At 70.4% G+C, this 20,493-nt stretch carries 14 protein-coding genes and 1 tRNA gene; 11 read left to right on the forward strand and 4 right to left on the reverse strand.

Going from position 1 to position 20,493, the window contains the following annotated elements:
- Window positions 1–189: 189 nt before the first annotated feature.
- The 3 genes from ABT025_RS27505 (at window position 190) to ABT025_RS27515 (ending at window position 4,624) form a co-directional block, all read left to right on the forward strand.
- Entirely contained in the window at window positions 190–1,134 is a 945-nt protein-coding gene (locus ABT025_RS27505; RefSeq protein ID WP_350999905.1) for a Ppx/GppA phosphatase family protein, read from the forward strand.
- 435 nt (window positions 1,135–1,569) lie between these two features.
- A complete protein-coding gene (locus ABT025_RS27510; protein ID WP_350999908.1) occupies window positions 1,570–2,955 on the forward strand; it encodes an NAD(P)/FAD-dependent oxidoreductase in 1,386 nt (461 codons plus the stop codon).
- Window positions 2,956–3,319: 364 nt separating this feature from the next.
- On the forward strand, window positions 3,320–4,624 hold the full coding sequence (locus tag ABT025_RS27515; RefSeq protein WP_350999910.1) for a class I SAM-dependent methyltransferase: 1,305 nt from the start codon (window positions 3,320–3,322) through the stop codon (window positions 4,622–4,624).
- Between the two features lie 81 nt (window positions 4,625–4,705).
- Here ABT025_RS27515 and ABT025_RS27520 read toward each other — a convergent pair whose 3' ends face one another.
- The 4 genes from ABT025_RS27520 to ABT025_RS27535 form a co-directional block, all read right to left on the reverse strand.
- Window positions 4,706–7,234, reverse strand: coding sequence for an ABC transporter permease (locus ABT025_RS27520; RefSeq protein ID WP_350999913.1), 2,529 nt, complete (start codon window positions 7,232–7,234; stop codon window positions 4,706–4,708).
- Between the two features lie 55 nt (window positions 7,235–7,289).
- Window positions 7,290–8,060, reverse strand: a complete 771-nt coding sequence (locus tag ABT025_RS27525; RefSeq protein WP_350999916.1) for an ABC transporter ATP-binding protein — start codon at window positions 8,058–8,060, stop codon at window positions 7,290–7,292.
- 259 nt (window positions 8,061–8,319) lie between these two features.
- Window positions 8,320–9,153 (reverse strand): SDR family oxidoreductase, encoded by an 834-nt coding sequence (locus tag ABT025_RS27530; RefSeq protein WP_350999919.1) that lies wholly within the window; start codon window positions 9,151–9,153, stop codon window positions 8,320–8,322.
- A gap of 130 nt (window positions 9,154–9,283) precedes the next feature.
- The gene (locus ABT025_RS27535) at window positions 9,284–10,303 is read right to left on the reverse strand and encodes a LacI family DNA-binding transcriptional regulator (RefSeq protein ID WP_350999923.1); all 1,020 of its coding nucleotides are present in this window, start codon (window positions 10,301–10,303) and stop codon (window positions 9,284–9,286) included.
- Window positions 10,304–10,525: 222 nt separating this feature from the next.
- Here ABT025_RS27535 and ABT025_RS27540 point away from each other — a divergent pair, with 222 nt between their 5' ends.
- The 8 genes from ABT025_RS27540 to ABT025_RS27575 all read left to right on the forward strand — a co-directional run bounded on the left by ABT025_RS27540 (window position 10,526) and on the right by ABT025_RS27575 (window position 20,266).
- Window positions 10,526–12,262, forward strand: coding sequence for an ABC transporter substrate-binding protein (locus ABT025_RS27540; RefSeq protein ID WP_350999926.1), 1,737 nt, complete (start codon window positions 10,526–10,528; stop codon window positions 12,260–12,262).
- A 155-nt stretch (window positions 12,263–12,417) separates the two neighbouring features.
- Complete coding sequence (locus ABT025_RS27545; RefSeq protein WP_350999929.1) at window positions 12,418–13,413, forward strand: ABC transporter permease; 996 nt, start codon at window positions 12,418–12,420, stop codon at window positions 13,411–13,413.
- Window positions 13,410–14,324 carry an ABC transporter permease gene (locus ABT025_RS27550; protein ID WP_350999931.1) on the forward strand — a complete coding sequence of 305 codons (915 nt, stop codon included), beginning with the start codon at window positions 13,410–13,412 and terminating at the stop codon, window positions 14,322–14,324. Before ABT025_RS27545 ends, ABT025_RS27550 begins: the two co-directional genes overlap by 4 nt.
- A gap of 83 nt (window positions 14,325–14,407) precedes the next feature.
- The gene (locus ABT025_RS27555) at window positions 14,408–15,349 is read left to right on the forward strand and encodes an ABC transporter ATP-binding protein (RefSeq protein WP_350999934.1); all 942 of its coding nucleotides are present in this window, start codon (window positions 14,408–14,410) and stop codon (window positions 15,347–15,349) included.
- Window positions 15,334–16,242 carry an ATP-binding cassette domain-containing protein gene (locus ABT025_RS27560; protein WP_350999936.1) on the forward strand — a complete coding sequence of 303 codons (909 nt, stop codon included), beginning with the start codon at window positions 15,334–15,336 and terminating at the stop codon, window positions 16,240–16,242. The genes ABT025_RS27555 and ABT025_RS27560 overlap by 16 nt, the downstream gene beginning before the upstream one ends.
- The gene (locus tag ABT025_RS27565; protein ID WP_350999939.1) at window positions 16,239–18,647 is read left to right on the forward strand and encodes a glycoside hydrolase family 2 protein; all 2,409 of its coding nucleotides are present in this window, start codon (window positions 16,239–16,241) and stop codon (window positions 18,645–18,647) included. Before ABT025_RS27560 ends, ABT025_RS27565 begins: the two co-directional genes overlap by 4 nt.
- Window positions 18,648–18,895: 248 nt before the next feature.
- A tRNA-Leu gene (locus ABT025_RS27570) sits at window positions 18,896–18,981 on the forward strand.
- Between the two features lie 256 nt (window positions 18,982–19,237).
- Window positions 19,238–20,266, forward strand: a complete 1,029-nt coding sequence (locus ABT025_RS27575) for a helix-turn-helix domain-containing protein (RefSeq protein WP_350999942.1) — start codon at window positions 19,238–19,240, stop codon at window positions 20,264–20,266.
- Window positions 20,267–20,493 lie beyond the last annotated feature (227 nt).

Raw genomic sequence — 20,493 nt, forward strand, 5'->3', positions numbered from 1 at the left:
TGGCAGCAAATCCTTCGGGAGGAGCTACTACGACAGCAGTTCCTCCTCCACCTCCGGCAGCGTCGGTTACCGCCGACCCTCCCCTCGTTTCGGCAGCGCCCCCGGACCCCCGCTCCTCGATCACTGGAGGGGCTTGAAGGCACGTGCGCCGGATGGGCTTGAAGACATGCGCCGGAGAGGCTTGAAGACATGACACGTGTGGCCGCCATCGACTGCGGTACCAACTCGATCCGTCTGCTGGTCGCGGACGCCGACCCCGCCACCGGGGAGCTCGTCGAGCTCGACCGGCGGATGGAGATCGTCCGGCTGGGGCAGGGTGTCGACCGGACCGGCCGACTCGCTCCCGAGGCGCTGGAGCGGACCTTCGCCGCCTGCCGGCAGTACGCGGCGGTGATCAAGGAGCTCGGAGCGGAGAAGGTCCGTTTCGTCGCGACCTCCGCCTCCCGGGACGCGGAGAACAGGGACGACTTCGTCCGCGGGGTGCTGGACATCCTGGGCGTCGAGCCCGAGGTGATCACGGGTGGCCAGGAGGCCGAGTTCTCGTTCGACGGGGCGACCAAGGAGCTCGTCGGGCGTGACGACCTGGCGAAGCCGTACCTCGTCGTGGACATCGGCGGCGGCTCCACCGAGTTCGTCGTGGGCGACGACCGGGTCCGGGCCGCCCGGTCCGTGGACATCGGCTGCGTCCGGATGACCGAGCGCCACCTCGTGCGGGACGGCGTCGTCGGCGACCCGCCCGCGCCGGCCGCGGTCGACGCCATCCGGGCGGATGTCGAGGCCGCCCTGGACCTTGCCGAGGAGACGGTCCCGCTCACCTCGGCGGCGACGCTCGTCGGCCTCGCCGGAACGGTCACCACGATGGCGGCCATCGCGCTGGGGCTCGACGCGTACGACCCCGAGGCGATCCACCACTCCCGTATCTCTCTGGAGCAGGTCCGGGAGATCACCGGGAGGCTCCTCGTCTCGACCCACGCCGAGCGTGCGGCGATCGGTGCGATGCACCCGGGGCGGGTCGATGTGATCACCTCGGGGGCGCTGATCCTGCTGGCGGTGATGGAGCGGACCGGGGCGCGCGAGGTCGTCGTGAGCGAACACGACATTCTCGACGGCATCGCCTTCTACGCGGCTCGCTGAGACCGGCCCCGCGGCCGGTCGCGAAGGCCGCTCATCAGCACTCCGGCCTGCACTTTTGAGCCGTTGGGGCCCCTCTGCGGGCGCCTTCGGAGACGCGGCGCGACGAAGTTCGTGAACTTCTTCACAAGGAATTCGGCCCCTTGGGGCGGACTTCTGCTCCGAACGGGTCCACGGGAGGGTGTACGGGGTCGCTCGCGCCTCGTACGGGACGGTTCCGGGCGCGTTGCGGGAGTGTGAATCAGGGGGGGTGGTTCACCCTGCTCGGCGGCTCAAGGGCCAGCTCACAAGCGGTGAACAACGTTCGCCAGGGTGTTGTGGTTCCCCGGCTGGGCCATGACCTGGGTCACGTGGGCGGCGAAGTGTAGCAGAGGGTGGGGCATACCTTGTGAAGGGGCTCACGAGCGTGCCCCCCGAGGGGGGTGGATACTCGATGGCATGAGCACCACGGAGCGTCCCAGGATCCTCGTAGTAGGCGGTGGGTACGTAGGCCTGTACGCAGCTCGGCGCATCCTGAAGAAGATGCGCTACGGCGAGGCGACCGTCACGGTCGTCGACCCCCGGTCGTACATGACCTACCAGCCCTTCCTCCCCGAAGCTGCTGCCGGCAGCATCTCGCCTCGGCATGTCGTCGTCCCGCTGCGACGCGTGCTGCCCAAGGCCGAGGTCCTCACCGGCCGCGTCACGACCATCGACCAGGACCGCAAGGTCGCCACGGTTGCGCCGCTCGTCGGCGAGGCCTACGAGCTGCCCTTCGACTACCTGGTCATCGCGATGGGCGCCGTCTCCCGTACCTTCCCGATCCCCGGCCTGGCCGAACAGGGCATCGGTATGAAGGGCATCGAGGAGGCCATCGGCCTGCGCAACCACGTCCTCGAGCAGCTGGACAAGGCTGACTCGACGACCGACGAGGACGTCCGCCGCAGGGCGCTGACGTTCGTCTTCGTGGGCGGCGGTTTCGCCGGTGCGGAGACCATCGGCGAGGTCGAGGACATGGCCCGCGACGCGGCGAAGTACTACACGAACGTGAAGCGCGAGGACATGCGCTTCATCCTCGTCGACGCCGCCGACAAGATCCTTCCCGAGGTCGGCCCGAAGCTGGGCACCTGGGGCCGGGAGCACCTGGAGTCCCGCGGTGTCGAGGTCTTCCTCTCGACCTCCATGGACTCCTGCGTCGACGGTCACGTGGTGCTGAAGAACGGCCTGGAGGTCGACTCCAACACCATCGTGTGGACCGCCGGTGTGAAGCCGAACCCGGCGCTGGCCCGCTTCGGTCTGCCGCTCGGCCCGCGCGGCCACGTGGACACCTCCGAGAAGCTCCAGGTGCAGGGCACCGACTACATCTGGGCCGCGGGCGACAACGCCCAGGTTCCGGACCTGATCGGCCGCAAGGCCGGCAACCCGAACGCCTGGTGCCCGCCGAACGCCCAGCACGCGCTGCGTCAGGCCAAGGTCCTCGGTGACAACGTCATCTCCGGGATGCGCGGCTTCCCGCAGGGCGACTACAGCCACGCCAACAAGGGTGCGGTCGCCGGTCTGGGCCTGCACAAGGGCGTCGCGATGATCGTCATGGGCAAGGTGAAGATCAAGCTCAAGGGCCGTCTCGCCTGGTACATGCACCGTGGCTACCACGGCATGGCGATGCCGACCTGGAACCGCAAGATCCGGATCTTCGCCGACTGGACCCTGGCGATGTTCCTCAAGCGCGAGGTCGTCTCGCTCGGCGCCATGGAGACTCCGCGCGAGGAGTTCTACGAGGCCGCCAAGCCGGCGCCGGCCCCCGCCGCCGCCAAGCCCGTGGGCGAGAAGGCCAAGGCCTCCTAGTTCCCGCACCCGGACGGGAGGGCCCCGGCCCTCCGGACCGGTCCGCGGATCTCCGTATCCGCGACAGACAGTCGCACGACGCCCGAAGGGGCCGTCCGCCATCCGTGGTGCGGGCGGCCCCTTCGGCGTATCGGCGCAGGCCGGCGCGGCGGCCGTCGCAGGAGCGCGGGGGCCAGTGCCCCGGCGGATGCATGTGCGGTACAGGTATTTTGCCGTTCCATTGCGCAGTAGCGGGATGGCCGGGCCGCCGGAAACTGTTGAGGGGGTGTACCGCGCTGTGGCGCCAAGGGTGCCGGGGCGTGGTCCGAGACATGTGTGGGCATGTCTGGGCACGTCGGGAAACACCATCACGGAGGTGTGCGCCATGGCAGACGCCGCGTTGCGGCTGACCGCTCTCGCCCAGGAGTTGCTGGGAGAACCCCTACCGGTCCGCATCCGGGCCTGGGACGGCAGTGAGTCCGGACCCCCCGGTGCCCCTGCCCTCGTCATCAGGAACCGCCGTGCCCTGCGCCGCCTGCTGTGGAAACCGGGCGAACTGGGCCTGGCCCGCGCCTGGGTGGCCGGCGAGCTCGACATCGAAGGCGACCTGTACGCAGCCCTGGACCTGATGGCCGGGCTGCTCTGGGAGCGCGGCGGGGACACGAAGGACAGCATCCACCCGGTCCGCGACCCGAAGCTGCGTGCCGCAGCCAAGGGACTGCTGCAACTGGCCGGCCCCTGGCCCCCGCCCCCGCCTCCGCCCGAGGAGGTACGCCGCCGCTCCGGCACGCTGCACACCAAGCGCCGCGACAAGGAGGCCATCAGCCACCACTACGACGTGGGCAATGACTTCTACGAACTGGTCCTCGGCCCGTCCATGGTCTACTCCTGCGCCTACTGGGAGGACGGCGGGAACCTCGAGGACGCCCAGCGCGACAAGCTCGACCTGGTCTGCCGCAAGCTCGCGCTGAAGGAGGGCGACCGCCTCCTGGACGTCGGCTGCGGCTGGGGCTCCATGGCCATCCACGCCGCCCGTGAGTACGGCGCCCGCGTCACCGGGGTGACCCTCTCTGTCGAACAGGCCGCCTTCGCCAGGAAGCGCATCGCCGAGGAGGGGCTGACGGACCGCATCGAGATCCGGGTCCAGGACTACCGGGACGTCAGGGACGGCCCCTACGACGCCATCTCCTCGATCGGCATGGCCGAACACGTCGGCTCGGTCCGCTACCGCGAGTACGCCGACGACCTCTACGCACTCCTCAAGCCCGGCGGGCGTCTCCTCAACCACCAGATCGCCCGCCGCCCGGAGAAGGACGAGTCCGCGTACCACGTGGACGAGTTCATCGACGCCTATGTCTTCCCGGACGGCGAACTGGCCCCGGTGGGCCGGACCGTCGCGACGCTCGAAGAGGCCGGTTTCGAGACGCGCGACGTCGAGTCGCTCCGCGAGCACTACGCCCTGACCCTGCGCCGCTGGGTCGCCAACCTGGAGCGGGACTGGGACAGGGCGGTGCGGATGACCACACCCGGCCGGGCCAGGGTCTGGCGCCTCTACATGGCCGCATCCGCGCTCTCCTTCGAGCACAACAAGATCGGCGTGAACCAGATTCTCGCGGTCCGCCCGGCCGAGGGCGGGAGCGCCCGCATGCCGCTGCGTGCCCGCGACTGGAAGGCGTCCGCGACCGGCTGAGCCGGGACACGGACGTGACGGAGGGCCGGTACCCGCTGGATGCGGGGACCGGCCCTCCGTCAGTTCTGCCGCGCTCGCGTACTACTCCGTCTTGATCGCCGTCAGCATGTTCAGCTTCGCGGCGCTGCGGGCCGGCCACATCGCGGCCAGTACTCCGACCAGTCCGGCCAGCAGCAGGAAGACCGCGATCCGGCCCCACGGCACGACCAGGACGTACTGCGGGATCTCGGCCGCCACCGTCCGGCCGATCGCCCAGCCGAGGAACAGGCCGAGCGCGATGCCGACCACCGCGCCGAACAGCGAGATGACGACGGCCTCCAGCCGGATCATCCGCTTGACCTTGCGTCGGTCCAGGCCGATCGCCCGCAGCATGCCGATCTCCTGCTGCCGTTCGAAGACCGACATGGCCAGGGTGTTGACGACCCCGAGCACCGCGATGATCAGGGCCATCGCCAGCAGGCCGTACATGATGTTCATCGCGAGGTTGATGGAGCCGCCGAACATGTCGCGGATGTCGTCGCGGTCCATGATGCTCATGCCGGGGTTGTCACCCAGCGCGTCCACCAGCGCCTGCTCGTTTGCCGTGCTCGCGCCGCCGTCCGTCTTCACCCAGATCTCGCGGATGTCCGCTCGGCCCTCGTGCGGGGCCACGACATCGCGGGGGATCAGGACGGGCGACAGGAACTCGTTGTCCTTGTAGAGCGCGCCGATCTTCAGGCTGCCCTTCTTGTCGTCGCCGTACGTGACGGGAACGTTGTCCCCGGTCGTCCAGCCCTGCGACTTCGCGGTCTTGTCCGACACGGCGATCTCGCCCTTGCCGAGGGAGTCCAGCGAGCCCGAACGGGTTTCGACGGCGAGGACCTGCTGCACGTCGCCGGGGGTGACACCGGACGCCGAGAGCGAGGTGTCGCCGATGTCCAGCCAGACGGACTGCTGGGGCGAGACGGCGGTGACGCCGTCGGCCTTCTCCAGCGCGGTGAGCGCCGACTCGTCGAGCGCGTCGCCACTCGCCATCGAGACCATGTAGTCGGCCTTGATGTTGTCCGTCGTCATCTTGTCGACCGCCTGGCCGAGGGTGACGCCGAGCACCGAGATGCCGGTGACGAGGGTGAGCCCGATGGCCAGGGCGGAGGCGGTGGCGCCGGTACGCCGGGGGTTGCGGACCGCGTTCTGCGCGGCCAGCTTGCCGGAGACCCCGAACAGCCGTCGCAGCAGCGGGCGCACCAGGGCGATCGCCGGGCGGGACAGCAGCGGGATCAGGATGATGACGCCGATCAGCGCCAGGAAGGCGCCGGCCGCGATGGAGACCTGGGCGTTCGTTCCGGACTGCGCCGCTCCGGCCACGACCGCCGCCCCGCCGAGCAGGGTGATGACCGCACCGAGCGAGTTGCGCAGCACCAGGGACTTCACCGTGGCCGCCGCGTACAGGCTGTTCATCGCCGCGACCGGCGGGATCTTCGCGGCCCGGCGGGCGGGCAGCCAGGCGGCGAGCACGGTGATCAGGACGCCGACGCCGAAGGCGGCGGCGACGGTGAGCGGCGCGACCACGAGGGGTCCGGCGGGGATCTTCCCGCCGATCAGGCTCATCGCGGAGCGCAGCCCGGTCGCGAGGCCGAGGCCCAGGGCGAAGCCGATGACGGAGGCGATCAGGCCGACCACGGCCGCTTCGAGCAGCACCGAGCGCTTGACCTGGCGGCGCGAGGCGCCGACGGCGCGCAGCAGCGCCAGCTCCTTGGTGCGCTGGGCGACCAGCATGGTGAAGGTGTTGGCGATCAGGAAGATGCCGACGAAGAGAGCGATGCCCGCGAAGGCGAGCAGCAGCTTGTTGAGGCTGCTCAGGCCGGACTCGATCTGCTCGGCCTGTTCGTCGGCGAGCGCCTTGCCGGTCTTGGCCTCGGCGTCCTCGGGCAGCAGCGGCTTCACCGCGGTCAGGAGCTGCTGGTCGGAGGCGCCCGGCGCGGCGGTGACGGAGACGTTCCGGAACTCGCCGGGGCGCAGGAAGAGCTGCTGGGCTACGGGGGTGTCGAAGAGGACCAGGCTGCCGCCGGCGTTGACCGCGCCGTCCTCGGTGGTGAAGACCCCGGACAGGGTGTACTCCTTCACCGGCCCGTTGGTGGCGACCCGTACCTTGTCGCCGACCTTGTACTCGCCCTTCTTCGCGGTGTCCTTGTCCAGGGCGACGCTCCCTGCCGCGGTGGGCCCGGTGCCGTCGGTGAAGGTGTACTGGGAGTCCTTGCCGTCCTTGCCGGGGGCGAAGTTGGCGCCGGTGTTGGACCAGCCGTTGCCGATCAGCTTGCCGTCGGGGTCGGCGACCCCGGCGAAGCCGTCGACGCGCCCGGCGGCGGTGCCGACGCCGTCCAGCGCCTCGATCTTCTTCAGGGTGGCGGCGTCGATGCCGCGGGACTTCGGGTCGCGCTGGTCGGCGTGGGTGGTGACCGCGACGGCGACGTCGTCGTAGTTCTTCGCCGACTGGTTGCGGAAGGCGTTGCCGAGGGTGTCGGTGAAGACCAGGGTGCCGGAGACGAAGGCCACGCCGAGCATCACGGCGAGGACGGTCATCAGCAGCCTGGCCTTGTGCGAGAGCACATTGCGCAGGGCGGTACGGAACATGTCTGTCAGTCCTGGGGGAGGGGGGCCGGAAGGGGGGCGCGGGAGGAGCCGGGGCTCAGCTGGTGCGGCCCTTGGCGTCGAACGCCTTCATCCGGTCCAGCACCCCGTCCGCGGTGGGGTGCGTCATCTGGTCGACGATCGCCCCGTCCGCGAGGAAGATCACCCGGTCCGCGTAGGAGGCGGCGGCCGGGTCGTGGGTCACCATCACCACGGTCTGGCCGAGCTCGCGCACCGAGTTGCGCAGGAAGCCGAGGACCTCGGCGCCGGAGCGGGAGTCCAGGTTTCCGGTGGGCTCGTCACCGAAGATGATCTCGGGCTGCGAGGCCAGGGCGCGGGCCACCGCGACGCGCTGCTGCTGGCCGCCGGAGAGTTCGGTGGGCCGGTGCTTCAGCCGGTCGGCGAGGCCGACCATGTCGATGACCTTGCGCAGCCAGTCCTGGTCGGGCCTGCGACCCGCGATGTCCATCGGCAGCGTGATGTTCTCCAGCGCCGTCAGCGTCGGCAGCAGGTTGAACGCCTGGAAGATGAAGCCGATCTTGTCCCGGCGCAGCTGGGTGAGCTGCTTGTCCTTGAGGGTCCCCAGCTCCGTCTCGCCGATGCGCACCGAGCCGCTGCTGAAGCTGTCGAGGCCGGCCACGCAGTGCATCAGAGTGGACTTGCCGGATCCCGACGGGCCCATGATCGCCGTGAACTCGCCCTGCGGGAAGTCGACGGTGACCCGGTCCAGGGCGGTCACCTTGGTCTCGCCCTCTCCGTAGACCTTGGAGAGTTCCGTGGCGCGGGCGGCCACCGCGGTGGCGCGGTGAGCGGTGGACATGGTGGTCACGGGAGACTCCAGGGTCGGGTTCGTACGCGGGACGGGGGCCCGCCCGACGGCCCCGCCGGGCGGCGGGAGCCCGGGGGAGGGGCACATCTCCATCGTCTCCGCCGATCCGCCGCCGGGCGTCACTCCCGGTGCCCGTTCCGGGGGCCGCCTTGAGTCGCACCACAGGGTCCCGGCGTACTCCTGCGGTATGACACCCAGGGTGGGAGAGCCGTTCATCCGGTCTGCCGGCGTCCACCTGCGTGTGCCGGGGCCGGACGGTTCAGCGGAAGGCGGCGGCGTTCTCCGCGACCCACTGCCGGAACGGCCTGGCGGGGGAGCCGGTGACCCGCGAAACCGTGTCGCGCACCATCAGTATCCCTTCGTTGACGTCCCCGCCCGTGATGTCGAGCACCGCGTCCGCGGCTTCGTCCCCGAAGACCGCGGCCATCCGTGCGTGGGCCTCCTGCCGGCCGGTCCCGGCGAAGGGCACCTCCCGCTCCAGTACCGCGGCGATGGCCGAGACCTGCTGCCGGGCCGTCACGCGCTCCGGACCGGTCAGGGCGTACGTCCGCCCGTGGTGGCCGGGTTCCGTCAGTGCCACCCGTGCCACCGACGCGATGTCCGAGGGGTGGATCGTGGGGAGTCCGGTGTCCGCGTAGGGCACGCGGACCGTCTCGTGTGCACGGATCGACGCCGCCCACATCAAGGTGTTCGAGGCGAACTGCGTCGGCCGCAGGACCGTCCACGCCATGCCGCTGTCCTTGAGGAGCTGCTCGACCGCCAGGTTCTCGCCCGCGGGGCCGAGGTGCGGATGGGTCTGGACGGTGATGGACGACACGAGCACCACGTGTTCCACCCTGGCCCGCCGGGCGGCCTCGATGATGTCGGCGTCCGGGCCCAGACGCGACACGAGGAACAGCGAGCGCACCCCGTCCAAAGCGCGCTCCAGCGAAGCCGTGTCCGCGAAGTCGCCTTCGACGGCCTCGACGCCTTCGGGGAACACGGCCCTCGCGGCGTCACGGGTGAGTCCTCTCAGCGGACCGGCACCGCTCGCGTGCAGCTCGGCGAGCAGCGCGCTTCCGATGTTCCCGGTGGCTCCTGTCACGAGAATCATGAGTACCAGCTCCTGTCGTCGGACGGTCGACCGGAGGAGACGTTAGAAGCTCGATCGCGCTTCAGGTCAAGGCCGTTGCGGTCCCTTCGCCGACCGCCTCGGCGACCTGTCCGCAGGGCGGCTCCGCCCGCTACCGCGGCGGGGCCGTCGACCCGCGCGGGACCAGCCGGGCCGCCGCGTCCTCGAAGTCCGCCGCCGTGCCGTCGGTGACCAGGGACAGGAGGGTGCGCGCGGCATGGCCTCCGTACGCCGGGATGTCGCGGCTCAGCGCGGTCAGCGGCGGGCGGACCACCCGGGAGAGCTGGGAGTCGTCCCAGGCGACGAGGGAGAGGTCGGCCGGCACGTCGAGCCCCATCTCCTGGGCGACCGAAAGGCCGGCCACGGCCATGATGTCGTTGTCGTAGATGACGGCGGTGGGGCGTTGCGGGGAACTGATCAACCGCCGGGTCGCATGCGCGCCGTCCTGTCCCGAGTAGTCCGTGTGGACGATGACCGGTGCGCCCAGGCCGAGTTCGGCGCAGATCTCGCGCTGGGCCCGGTCGCGCAACTGCGTGTGGTTGAGGCCGGGCAGTCCCGCGACGCGGGCGACCGACCGGTGGCCCAGTGCGGTCAGATACGCGAGGGTGTCCCGGAGCGCCGCGTGTTCGTCCGACCATACGGAGGGGAGCGGGCCGGCCGCCGAGGGGCGGCCGATCACCACGGCCGGCAGCCCCATCGCGGCGACGCCGTCGATCCGCGGGTCCGGGCTGCGCAGGTCGGCGAGGAACACGCCGTCCACTCTGCCCTCGCCCCACCAGCGGCGGCAGACCTCCAGTTCCTGCGCCGGATCGGTGACGACCTGGAGCAGCAGGGCGCAGCCGCGCGGCGAGAGTTCGCTCTCGATCCCGCTGATCAGCTCCATGAAGAAGGGCTCAATGCCGAGCAGCCGGGCGGGCCTGCACAGGGCGAGGCCGACCGCGTCGGCGCGGGCGCGGGTGAGGGCGCGGGCTGCGCTGTTGGGCTGCCAGCCGATCTCCTGTGCGATGGCCTTGATGGTGGCGCGGGTGGTGGGTGAGACGCCCGGCCGGTCGTTCAGGGCGTAGGACACCGCGACCTTGGAGACCCCGGCGCGGCGCGCTATGTCGGCGATCGTGGGGCGGTGTCTGGGCAATGTGACCTCGCTTAACCGGTTCGTATGATGCGAGCGTCCTGGTCGCCGGTCCTCTCGCTTGTGGCTTCTCTCCAGGAAGGATGATCGCTCAACTCCCCATGAAAATAAAGGGATGGGAGCGCTCCCGCACTATTGACATGCCCTCCCGGCGGCCTTAGCTTCACGGCACTTACCCGGTTCAGTAACTCCGCTCGGCAGGGACGGCGGGGAGAAGGAGGGACGATGGGCTCGGGATTCCGGGGACGGACCGCGGCCACGCTCGCCGTGATCGCACTCGCCGCCACCGCGTGCACGGGGGGCGGCTCCTCGGCGGGCGGCTCGGGCGGCTCCGGCGGCGGGAGCGGCGGTGCGCTTCCGCGCAACGAGACGCTCTACACCACCGGTACGCAATGGGGGCCGCCGGCCAACTACAACCCGCTGCACAACTGGGACCACGCGACCGGCACCAAGGGGCTGGTCTACGAGACGCTGTTCCACTTCGACCCCGACGCGGGCAAGCTGACGCCCTGGCTGGCGGAGTCGGGCGGCTGGACCGGCGACAAGACGTACGAGGTGAAGCTCCGTCCGGGCATCACCTGGTCGGACGGGAAACCGCTGACCGCCAAGGACGTCGCGTACTCCTACGGGCTCGGCAAGATCGAGGCCTCGTCCTTCCACACCCTGTGGAGCTGGCTCTCGGACGCGAAGGCGGTGGACGCCACGACGGTCCGCTTCACCTTCAAGGAGGCCCGATACCAGGAGTGGGACTTCACCCTCTACGGACAGCCGGTCGTCCCGGAGCACATCTGGAGCAAGCGCCCCGAGAAGGAGATCCTCGACGGCGTCAACGACAAGCCGGTCGGCACCGGCGCGTACACGCTCAAGAGCCACTCCCAGGACCGGGTCGTGTGGCAGCGGCGCGACGACTGGTGGGGCGTCAAGGCGCTCGGCATGAAGCCCGCGCCCCGGTACATCGTCGACGTCTCCAACCCCAGCAACGAGGTCGTCATCGGCCAGCTGGGCCAAGGCCAGCTGGACCTCAGCAACAACTTCCTGCCCGGGGCCTCCTCGCTGATCAAGAGCAAGAAGGTCGTGTCGTACTACGACAAGCCGCCCTACATGCTCTCCGCCAACACGGCCTGGCTGGTGCCCAACACCACGAGGAAGCCGATGAACGACGCGGCCTTCCGCCGGGCACTCGCCGCCTCGGTCGACACGGAGAAGATCGTCAAGGGCGTGTACGGGGAGCTGGTCAAGCCCGCCAACCCGACGGGTCTGCTCCCGCAGTGGGACAAGTTCGTCGACCAGGACCTGGTCTCCCGCGAGGGCTTCTCCTTCGACACCGACAAGGCCAAGCAGATCCTCGCGGACGCCGGCTACAAGGACACCGACGGCGACGGCCTCGTGGAGAACAAGGACGGCTCCAAGATCAGTCTCAAGCTGGCCGTGCCCACGGGCTGGACCGACTGGATGGAGGCAGCCAAGGTCATCGCCTCGTCCGCCAAGGACGCGGGCATCGGCATCACCACCGAGTTCCCCGACGCGAACGCCCTCAACGAGACGCGCGGCAAGGGCAACTTCGACCTCGTCGTCAACAACGAACGCCAGCTCTCCAGCACCCCGTGGACGTACTACGAGTACATGTTCCAGCTGCCCGTCCAGAAGCAGCAGAACACGGTCAACTTCGGCCGGTACGAGAACGAGGAGGCCTGGAAGCTCGTCCAGGAGCTCGGCGGGGTGAAGACGGACGACACCGAGGGCATGAAGAAGGTCATCTCGAAGATCCAGGAGATCCAGCTCAAGGAGATGCCGGTCATTCCGCTCTGGTACAACGGCCTCTGGGCCCAGTCCACCACCGGAAGCTGGACGAACTGGCCGTCGGATGCCGCGGGTGCGCCCAAGTACGCACCGGCGCTGTGGCGCAACTGGCTGGAGATGGGCGGCTTTGAAGCCCTCACCCAGATCAAGCCCGTCAAGTGACACGGCTGTTCTGAGGGAGCGGCCGGCCCTGCACCGGCTGTTCCGGGAGAGCGGCCGGCCCCCGTGCCGGCCGCTCTCGATTCCATGACCGCCCCGCCGTGCGCATGCTGCCCTGACCGCCGCCCGCACGGCGGGGCTCTCTCCGGGGAGTCCCCTTGCGCCGCTACTTCGCCCGCAAACTTCTGATCTACGCACTGACCTTCGTCGTCGCCGTCACCGTCAACTGGATGATCCCGCGCTTCATGCCCGGCGACCCCGTGGCCGCCATGGTGGCCAGGGCCAGGGTCTCGCAGCCCGAGGCCGTCGAGGCCATGCGCGCCTACTACAACAACCTCTTCGGCTTCGACGAGCCCGTCTGGCAGCAGTACCTGCACTTCTGGGGCGCCCTGCTGCAGGGCGACTTCGGGCTGTCCATCTGGGTGTTCCCCAAGCCTGTCGCCGACGTGCTGCTCGACGCACTCCCGTACACGCTGGGGCTGATGATCCCGTCCGTCCTGCTGAGCTGGTTCGTCGGCAACTGGGCCGGGGCGCTCGCCGCCCGCCGCAAGGTGCTCGACAACACCGTGCTGCCCGCCGGGTACCTGCTGACCGCGATGCCCTACATGTGGATCGCCGTCATCCTCGCCTGGGCGCTCGGCTCCAAGGCGGGGTGGTTCCCGCTCTCGGGCGGCTACAGCCTCGACATCCAGCCGAACTGGTCCACCGCCTTCGCCGTGGACCTGCTCCAGCACTGGGTGCTGCCGTTCCTCTCGCTCTTCCTGGTCGCGCTCGGCGGCTGGGCCATCGGCATGCGCAACATGATCATCTACGAGCTGGAGTCCGACTACTCCTCGTATCTGTCGGCCCTCGGCGCACCGCAGCGGCTCATCCGCCGCTACGCCTTCCGCAACGCCGTCCTGCCCCAGATCACCGGACTCGCCCTCCAGCTGGGCGTCCTGGTGGCAGGGGCCCTCGTCACCGAGATCGTGTTCGCCTATCCCGGGCTCGGCTCGCTGATCCTGGCCGCCATCCAGAACCAGGACTTCTTCCTGCTCCAGGGCGCGTTCCTGTTCATCGTCATCGGCGTACTGATCGCCAACTTCCTCATCGACATCGTGTACGTGGTCGTCGACCCCCGGACCCGTACCGGCATGGCAGGAGGCCAGTCATGAGCACCGTGCCCGAACCGGCCACCGACACCGGACCCGCGGCCGGCCCCGCGGCGGCCGCTGCCAAGCCGGCCCGCGAAACGCTCCACTACGCCGTGCGCAACCCCAAGCTCGTCATCGGGTTCACCGTCGTCGTGCTGCTCCTGCTCGTCGGCATCATCGGCCCGCCGTTGCTCGACAACGCCGACCCCAACGAGTACGTGGGCCCGCAGGCCGCGCCGCCCGACGGCACGTACTGGATGGGGACCACCACCTTCGGCCAGGACGTGTACGCCCAGTTCGTGCACGGGCTGCGCGCCACGTTCCTGGTCGGCGTCGTCGGCGGGGCCATCGCCGCCGTCATCGCCATGCTCGTCGGCTTCCTGGCCGGCTACCGGGGCGGAGCGGTCGACGAGATCCTCAACATGATCACCAACGTGGTCCTGGTGCTGCCCGCCCTCGCCGTGCTGCTGATCATCAACGCCTACCTCGGGGTCCGGTCGGTCGCCGTGCAGGGCCTGTTCATCGGGCTCACCTCCTGGCCCTGGGCGGCGCGCGCGATCCGGGCGCAGACCTTCTCGCTGCGCACCCGGGAGTTCGTGGACCTGGCCCGGCTCAGCGGCAGCGGCACCTGGCGGATCGTCTTCCGCGAGATCGCGCCCAACATGAGCTCGTACCTCTTCATGATGTTCATCCTGCTCTTCGGCGGCTCCATCCTGATCGCCTCCTCACTCGACTTCATCGGGCTCGGCCCCACCGAGGGCGTCTCGCTGGGGCTGATGCTGCAGAGCGCCCAGCAGTGGAGCGCACTCCAACTGGGCATGTGGTGGTGGTTCGTTCCGCCGGGCGCCGGGATCACCGCGATCGTCGGCGCGCTCTACGTCGCCAACGTCGGCCTCGACGAGGTCTTCAACCCGAAGCTCCGGGAGGCCTGAGACATGACTTCCATCGTGACCGATCCCGGGGAGACCGGAGCCCATGATCCATACCGCGACCGATCCCGGGGAGGCCTGAGCACATGACCCTGACCGTGACCGACCTCCGGGTCCACTACCGCACCCTGCGGGGCGAGGTCCGGGCCCTGGACGGCGTCTCCTTCGACCTGGCCGACGGGGAGATCCTGGGCCTGGCGGGCGAGTCCGGCTGCGGCAAGACGACGCTCGGCAAGTCGCTGATCCGCCTCGACGGCCGGATGCGGCACGCGGGCGGAACCGTCACCCTCGACGGCGACGACGTACCCGTAGCCGACGACCGGGCGATGAACGCCTTCCGCTTCCACCGGATATCGCTCGTCCCGCAGTACTCCATGAGCGCCCTCAACCCGACCCGCCGCATCGGACGCATGATCCGCGAGCTGCTCGCCTCGCGCGGCGTCAGCGTGGACACCGCCGAACTGCACCGCCGCCTCGACCTGGTGGGCCTGGACCACGACATCCTGAACCGCTATCCGATCGAGCTCTCCGGCGGCATGAAACAGCGCACCGTCATGGTGATCTCGACCCTCCTCGACCCGTCCGTCCTCATCGCGGACGAGGTCACCTCCGCCCTCGACGTCTCCACCCAGCGGGCCGTCGTCGGCGCGCTCACCGGGCTGCGCGACAAGGGCCTGGTCACCAGCATGATCTTCGTGACGCACGACCTCGGCCTCACCTCGCACATCGCCGACTCGATCATGGTGATGTACGCGGGCAAGCTCGCCGAGAAGGCGCCCACGAAGGTCCTGACGACAGCGCCCCGCCACCCGTACACCAAGCTCCTGCTCGGCTCGCTCCCCGAGGTCGGCGCCCGGTACGCCGACAAGCCCCTCAAGGGCATCGCGGGCGCCCCGCCCTCCCTCCTGAACCCCCCGGCCGGCTGCCGCTTCCGCGACCGCTGCCCCATCGCCGACGACCGGTGCGCCGAGGAACCCCCGGTCGTGGAGATCGCCCCCCGTCACTCCGTCGCATGCTGGAAGGCCTGATGCTGACCCTCGACCACGTCACCAAGACCTACCGCGCCGGAGCGTTCGGCAGCGGCTCCGTCACCGCCGTGGACCGGGTGTCCTTCACGGCCGCGCCCGGCGAGGTCGTCTCCCTCATCGGCGAGAGCGGCAGCGGGAAGTCCACCATCGGCCGGATGATCCTCGGGCTGACCGGTGTCAGCTCCGGCAGCCTCACCCTGGACGGCCGGCCCGTCCGTCCCGGAAAGGACTTCTACCGCCGCGTCCAGGGCGTCTTCCAGGACCCCTTCTCCTGCTACAACCCGGTCTTCCGGGCCGACCGCGTCTTCTCCCTGGTCCGCCGCGCCTACCACCCGGGCGTGCCCGACAAGGAGTGGGCCGACCGCGTCGAGAAGGCCGTACGGGACGTGCGCCTGGACCCCGGACAGGTGCTGGGGCGCTACCCGCACCAGCTCAGCGGCGGCCAGCTGCAACGCCTCCTCATCGCCCGCGCCCTCCTGCTCGACCTGAGCTTCCTGGTCGCCGACGAGATCACCAGCATGCTCGACGCCTCCACCCGCATCGACGTCCTCAACCTCCTGGCCGCACTCAAGGAACGCGGCCTCGGCGTCCTCTACATCACCCATGACCTGGCGCTCGGCACGTATCTGGCCGAGAGGACCGTGGTGCTGCGCCGTGGCAGAGTCGTCGAACGCGGCGACACCCAGAAGGTGTTCGGCAACCCGCTCCACCCCTACACCCGCACTCTCCTGGCCGCCGTGCCCCGGCTCAACACCCCGTGGGACCCGGCGGAGCCCGTGGAGAACTGCGCCTTCCACGAGGCGGGTTCGCCGGACACCGACCTGTACGAGACCGAGCCGGACCACTTCGTCGCCTGCGCCCAGCTCCCCGACTGCGGAAGGACCTCCGCGTGACCCTTCGTCACCTGCCCCTGCACGACGGCTGGACGCTCACCGCGGACAGCCCCGTACCCGTGGGGCTCCCCGCGGGGGGAGTCCCCGCCACCGTGCCCGGCTGCGTCCACACGGACCTGCTCGCGGCGGGGCTGATCGACGACCCGTACCTGGACGACAACGAGAACCGGCTCGGCTGGATCGGCCGCACCGACTGGACGTACCGCACCACGTTCGACCGGACGCCGGACGGGCACGACCACGCCGACCTGTGCTTCGACGGCCTCGACACCGTCGCCACCGTCCTGCTCAACGGCATCGAGGTGGGCCGGACCGCCAACCAGCACCGTAGCTACCGCTTCCCCGTCCGCCAGCTGCTCGTCGAGGGCACCAACACCCTCGCCGTGCGGTTCACCGCCCCGTACACCTACGCCGAGGAGCTGCGCGAGCGGCTCGGTGACCGGCCCGGCGCCTATGCGGAGCCGTACGCCTTCATCCGCAAGATGGCGTGCAACTTCGGCTGGGACTGGGGGCCCACGCTCGTCACGTCCGGCATCTGGCGGCCGGTCGCCCTGGAGACGTGGAGCGGTCCGCGGATCGCCTCGGTGAAGCTGCTTCCCGATCTGGACGACGCCGGAGTGCCGCGTCTGACCGTCACGCTCGACGTCGACCGGTCCGGCCGGGAGGCCCTCGAAGCGGTGGTGGAGGTGGCGGGCGAGCGCGTCCCGTTCACCGTCCTCGCCGGTGAGGACCGCGCCACCGCCACCCTGTCCGTCCCTGGCGCCGCGCCCTGGTGGCCGCGCAGCCACGGCGAGCAGCCCCTGTACGACGTCACGGTCCGCCTCGGCGGGCGGACCTGGCAGGGCAGGACCGGATTCCGTGGCGTCACGCTGGAGCGCGAGGCGTTCCGCATCGTCGTCAACGGCGAACCCGTCTTCGTGCGCGGCGTCAACTGGATCCCCGAGGACTGCTTCCCCTCCCGCCTCACCCGGCAACGGATCTCCGACCGGCTCGACCAGGCGGTCGCCGCCGGGGTCAACCTGGTCCGGATCTGGGGCGGCGGCCTCTACGAGAGCGAGGACTTCTACGAACTGGCGGACGAGAAAGGCCTGTTGGTCTGGCAGGACTTCCCGTTCGCCTGCGCCGCCTACCCGGAGGAGCAGCCCCTGTGGGACGAGGTTGCGGCCGAGGCCCGGGAGAACGTCACCCGCCTCGCCCCGCACCCGTCCCTCGTCCTGTGGTGCGGCAACAACGAGAACCTGGAGGGCCACGCCGACTGGGACTGGCAGAAGGAACTGGGCGACCGGACCTGGGGGTACGGCTACTACCACGAGCTGCTCCCCGCGATCGTCGCCGAGACCGACCCGACCCGCCCCTACTGGCCCGGTTCGCCCTACTCCGGAACCCCGGAGGCTCATCCACAGGACCCGGCCCGGGGCACGATCCACATCTGGGACGTGTGGAACCGGGCCGACTACCGCGCCTACGCGGACCGGGTGCCGCGCTTCGTCGCCGAGTTCGGCTTCCAGGGCCCGCCCGCGTACGCCACCCTGCGCCGCGCCGTCAGCGGCCCCCTGGCCCCCGACGCCCCGCTCCTGGCCCACCACCAGAAGGCCGAGGACGGCGACGCCAAGCTGCTCCGGGGCCTGGGCGACCACCTGCCGCAGCCGGGCACGGACTTCGACGACTGGCACTGGCTCACCCAGCTCAACCAGGCCCGGGCCGTGACGTTCGGCATCCGCCACTTCCGCTCCCACACCCCGTACTGCATGGGCACGATCGTGTGGCAGCTCAACGACTGCTGGCCGGTCGTCTCCTGGGCGGCCGTCGACGGCGACGGCCGCCGCAAGCCGCTCTGGTACGCCCTGCGGGCCGTGTACGCGGACCGGCTGATCGCCGTACGCGACGGGGCCGTGCACCTGGTCAACGACGCCTCCACGCCCTGGGCGGGCACACTGCGGCTGACCCGGCAGGGGCTGGACGGGGCGGTGCTGGCCGAGGAGGACGTGGTGGTGAGCACGGCCGCGCGCTCGGTCGGCCGGGTCCCGCTGCCGCCGTCGGTCGCCGAACCGGCCGACCGGACCCGCGAGGTCCTGGTCGCGCGGATCGGCGGGACCCGGGCGGTGGAGTTCTACGAGGAGGACACCCGCCTCGCGCTGCCGCCGGCCCGGTACGACGTCACGGTGACGGAGATCGGGGGCGAGACGCCCGGCTACCGCGTCGAGGTGACGGCCCGCACCCTTCTGCGGGACCTCGCGCTCTTCCCCGACCGGCTGGACCCGGCGGCCGAGGTGGACGAGATGCTCGTCACGCTGCTGCCCGGGGAGAGCGCGGTGTTCATGATCACAGGAGCGGTCCTGGCGGACCCGGAGGCCCTGGGCGCGCGCCCGGTCCTGCGCTGCGTGAACGACTCCGTCAACCGGTAGGGGTGGCGCGACCCTGGCGATCCATGGCGCGCGCCTGGCGAATCGGCTGTGCGGGTGCGGCGACTTTCCGTCAATTCGGATACGGTGCCGCCGCACCCGTCATCCGGCCCAGGCGTGTGACTATGCCGCCTGCCTGTGCTGACGGACACTCAAGAGATCAATAAAATAGGACAACATCGAGCCACTGTCCGTCTGCTCGGGGGGAGCCCCCGGATAGGGTCATGTGCCAACGCGGAGCCGCGCGCCAAGCCCGGATGGTGGAATGCAGACACGGCGAGCTTAAACCTCGCTGCCCCTCGGGGGCGTGCCGGTTCGAGTCCGGCTCCGGGCACCATCGCGCGGTTCGTCCCGGAGAAGTCTGCCGGACGGCGACGGCCTGCCGTCCGATGACCGTGACGTCGTACCTGCCGTGGCTCCCGCCCCCTTCCGGCCCGGGACGCGCCACCGGCGAGCTGCCCTCCTTCATCCCGTGGAACGGGCGCCGTCCGGGTCCGGGAGTGGGGGATAGGGTTCCGAGCGAGAGGAATCCGCTCGGTGCGCACGAGCTGCGCCAGGGCCGGACACGGGTGCGTCGCCCGGGGAGGAGCCGGATGCTGCAGGCGCTGGGGCTGAGCCCGTCCGAAGAGGCCGTCTACACGGCGCTGTTGGTCCGCCCGTCCGCCTCCGCCCGGGATCTCGCCCTGCAGGCCGGGCTCGGGGAGGCCGAGAGCGACAGGATCCTGCTCGATCTCGCCGCCCGCGGTCTGGTCGCCGTCGCCCGCGAGACGGCGGGCGCCGCACCGGACCCGGCCGACGGCGCCGACGGGCCGCGGCCCACCCGCTACCGGCTCACACCCCCGTCGGTGGCACTGGCCCCGCTCCTTGCCGAGCAGCGCAACGCCCTGCACCTGGCCGAGACCGCGTTCTCCAAGCTGACCGAGCAGTACCGCACTACGGCCGCGCGCACGGCCGGCGGCGTCGTGGAGGTGGTCGTGGGCGTGGAGCAGGTTGCTCACCGGTTCCTCCAGCTCCAGCTCGGGGCCCAGCGGGAACTGCTCGTCTTCCTGGTCGGCGAGCCCACCGCCGTGCCGCGCGAGGACACCGACACGTCGGAGAGCTCGGCGCTCGGCCGGGGGGTCGACTTCCGGGTCGTGGCCGCCAAGAGCTACCTCGCAGGCCACGAGGTGGTGCGGGACGTGCGGGAGGCCGTGGCGTCCGGCCTCGAACTCCGGCTGACCGACTCGCTCCCGTTGAAGATGGTCATATCGGACCGTGAGCGTGCCATGGTGCCGCTGGACATGACGGAGTCCGGGGGCGAGCCGAGTGCGATCGTGGTTCATCCCAGCGGCCTGCTGACGGCCCTGGTCCATCTCTTCGAGAGGGAATGGGCCCAGGGCCGGCCGATGTTCACCACCGGCTCGGGGGTGGGCGAGGAGCCGCCGGGTGATCAGCAGCCGACCGCGGAGGAGCTGGAGGTCCTCGCCCTCCTGCTGGCAGGGATCTCCGACCGGCGGGCAGCCTCCGAACTGGGACTGTCCATCCGCACGGTGGAGCGACGGGTGCGCCGTCTGATGGATCTCTCCGGTGTGGAGTCGCGGCTCCAGCTGGGCTGGCACGCGGCGCGCGTCGGCTGGGTCTGAGCCACCCCGCCCGCCCTTCCGGGAGCCGCCGGGTCCTGGCGGGACCGAGGTGAGGGATCAGGACGTGCCGGCGCCCTCGAATGCGGCCGACTCCCGTCCGGCGTACGGAATTTGAGCGTCCGACACTCAAATTATGGCTGGATGTCGGACTTCCGCCACGTGGGTAACCCGCCATGCGCACCACCCCTGAGCGGCCCTTATCCCTGCCAGGATGCAGCCGCAGCACG

This window comes from Streptomyces sp. NPDC002809 (assembly GCF_040295435.1).
GTDB lineage: Bacteria > Actinomycetota > Actinomycetes > Streptomycetales > Streptomycetaceae > Streptomyces.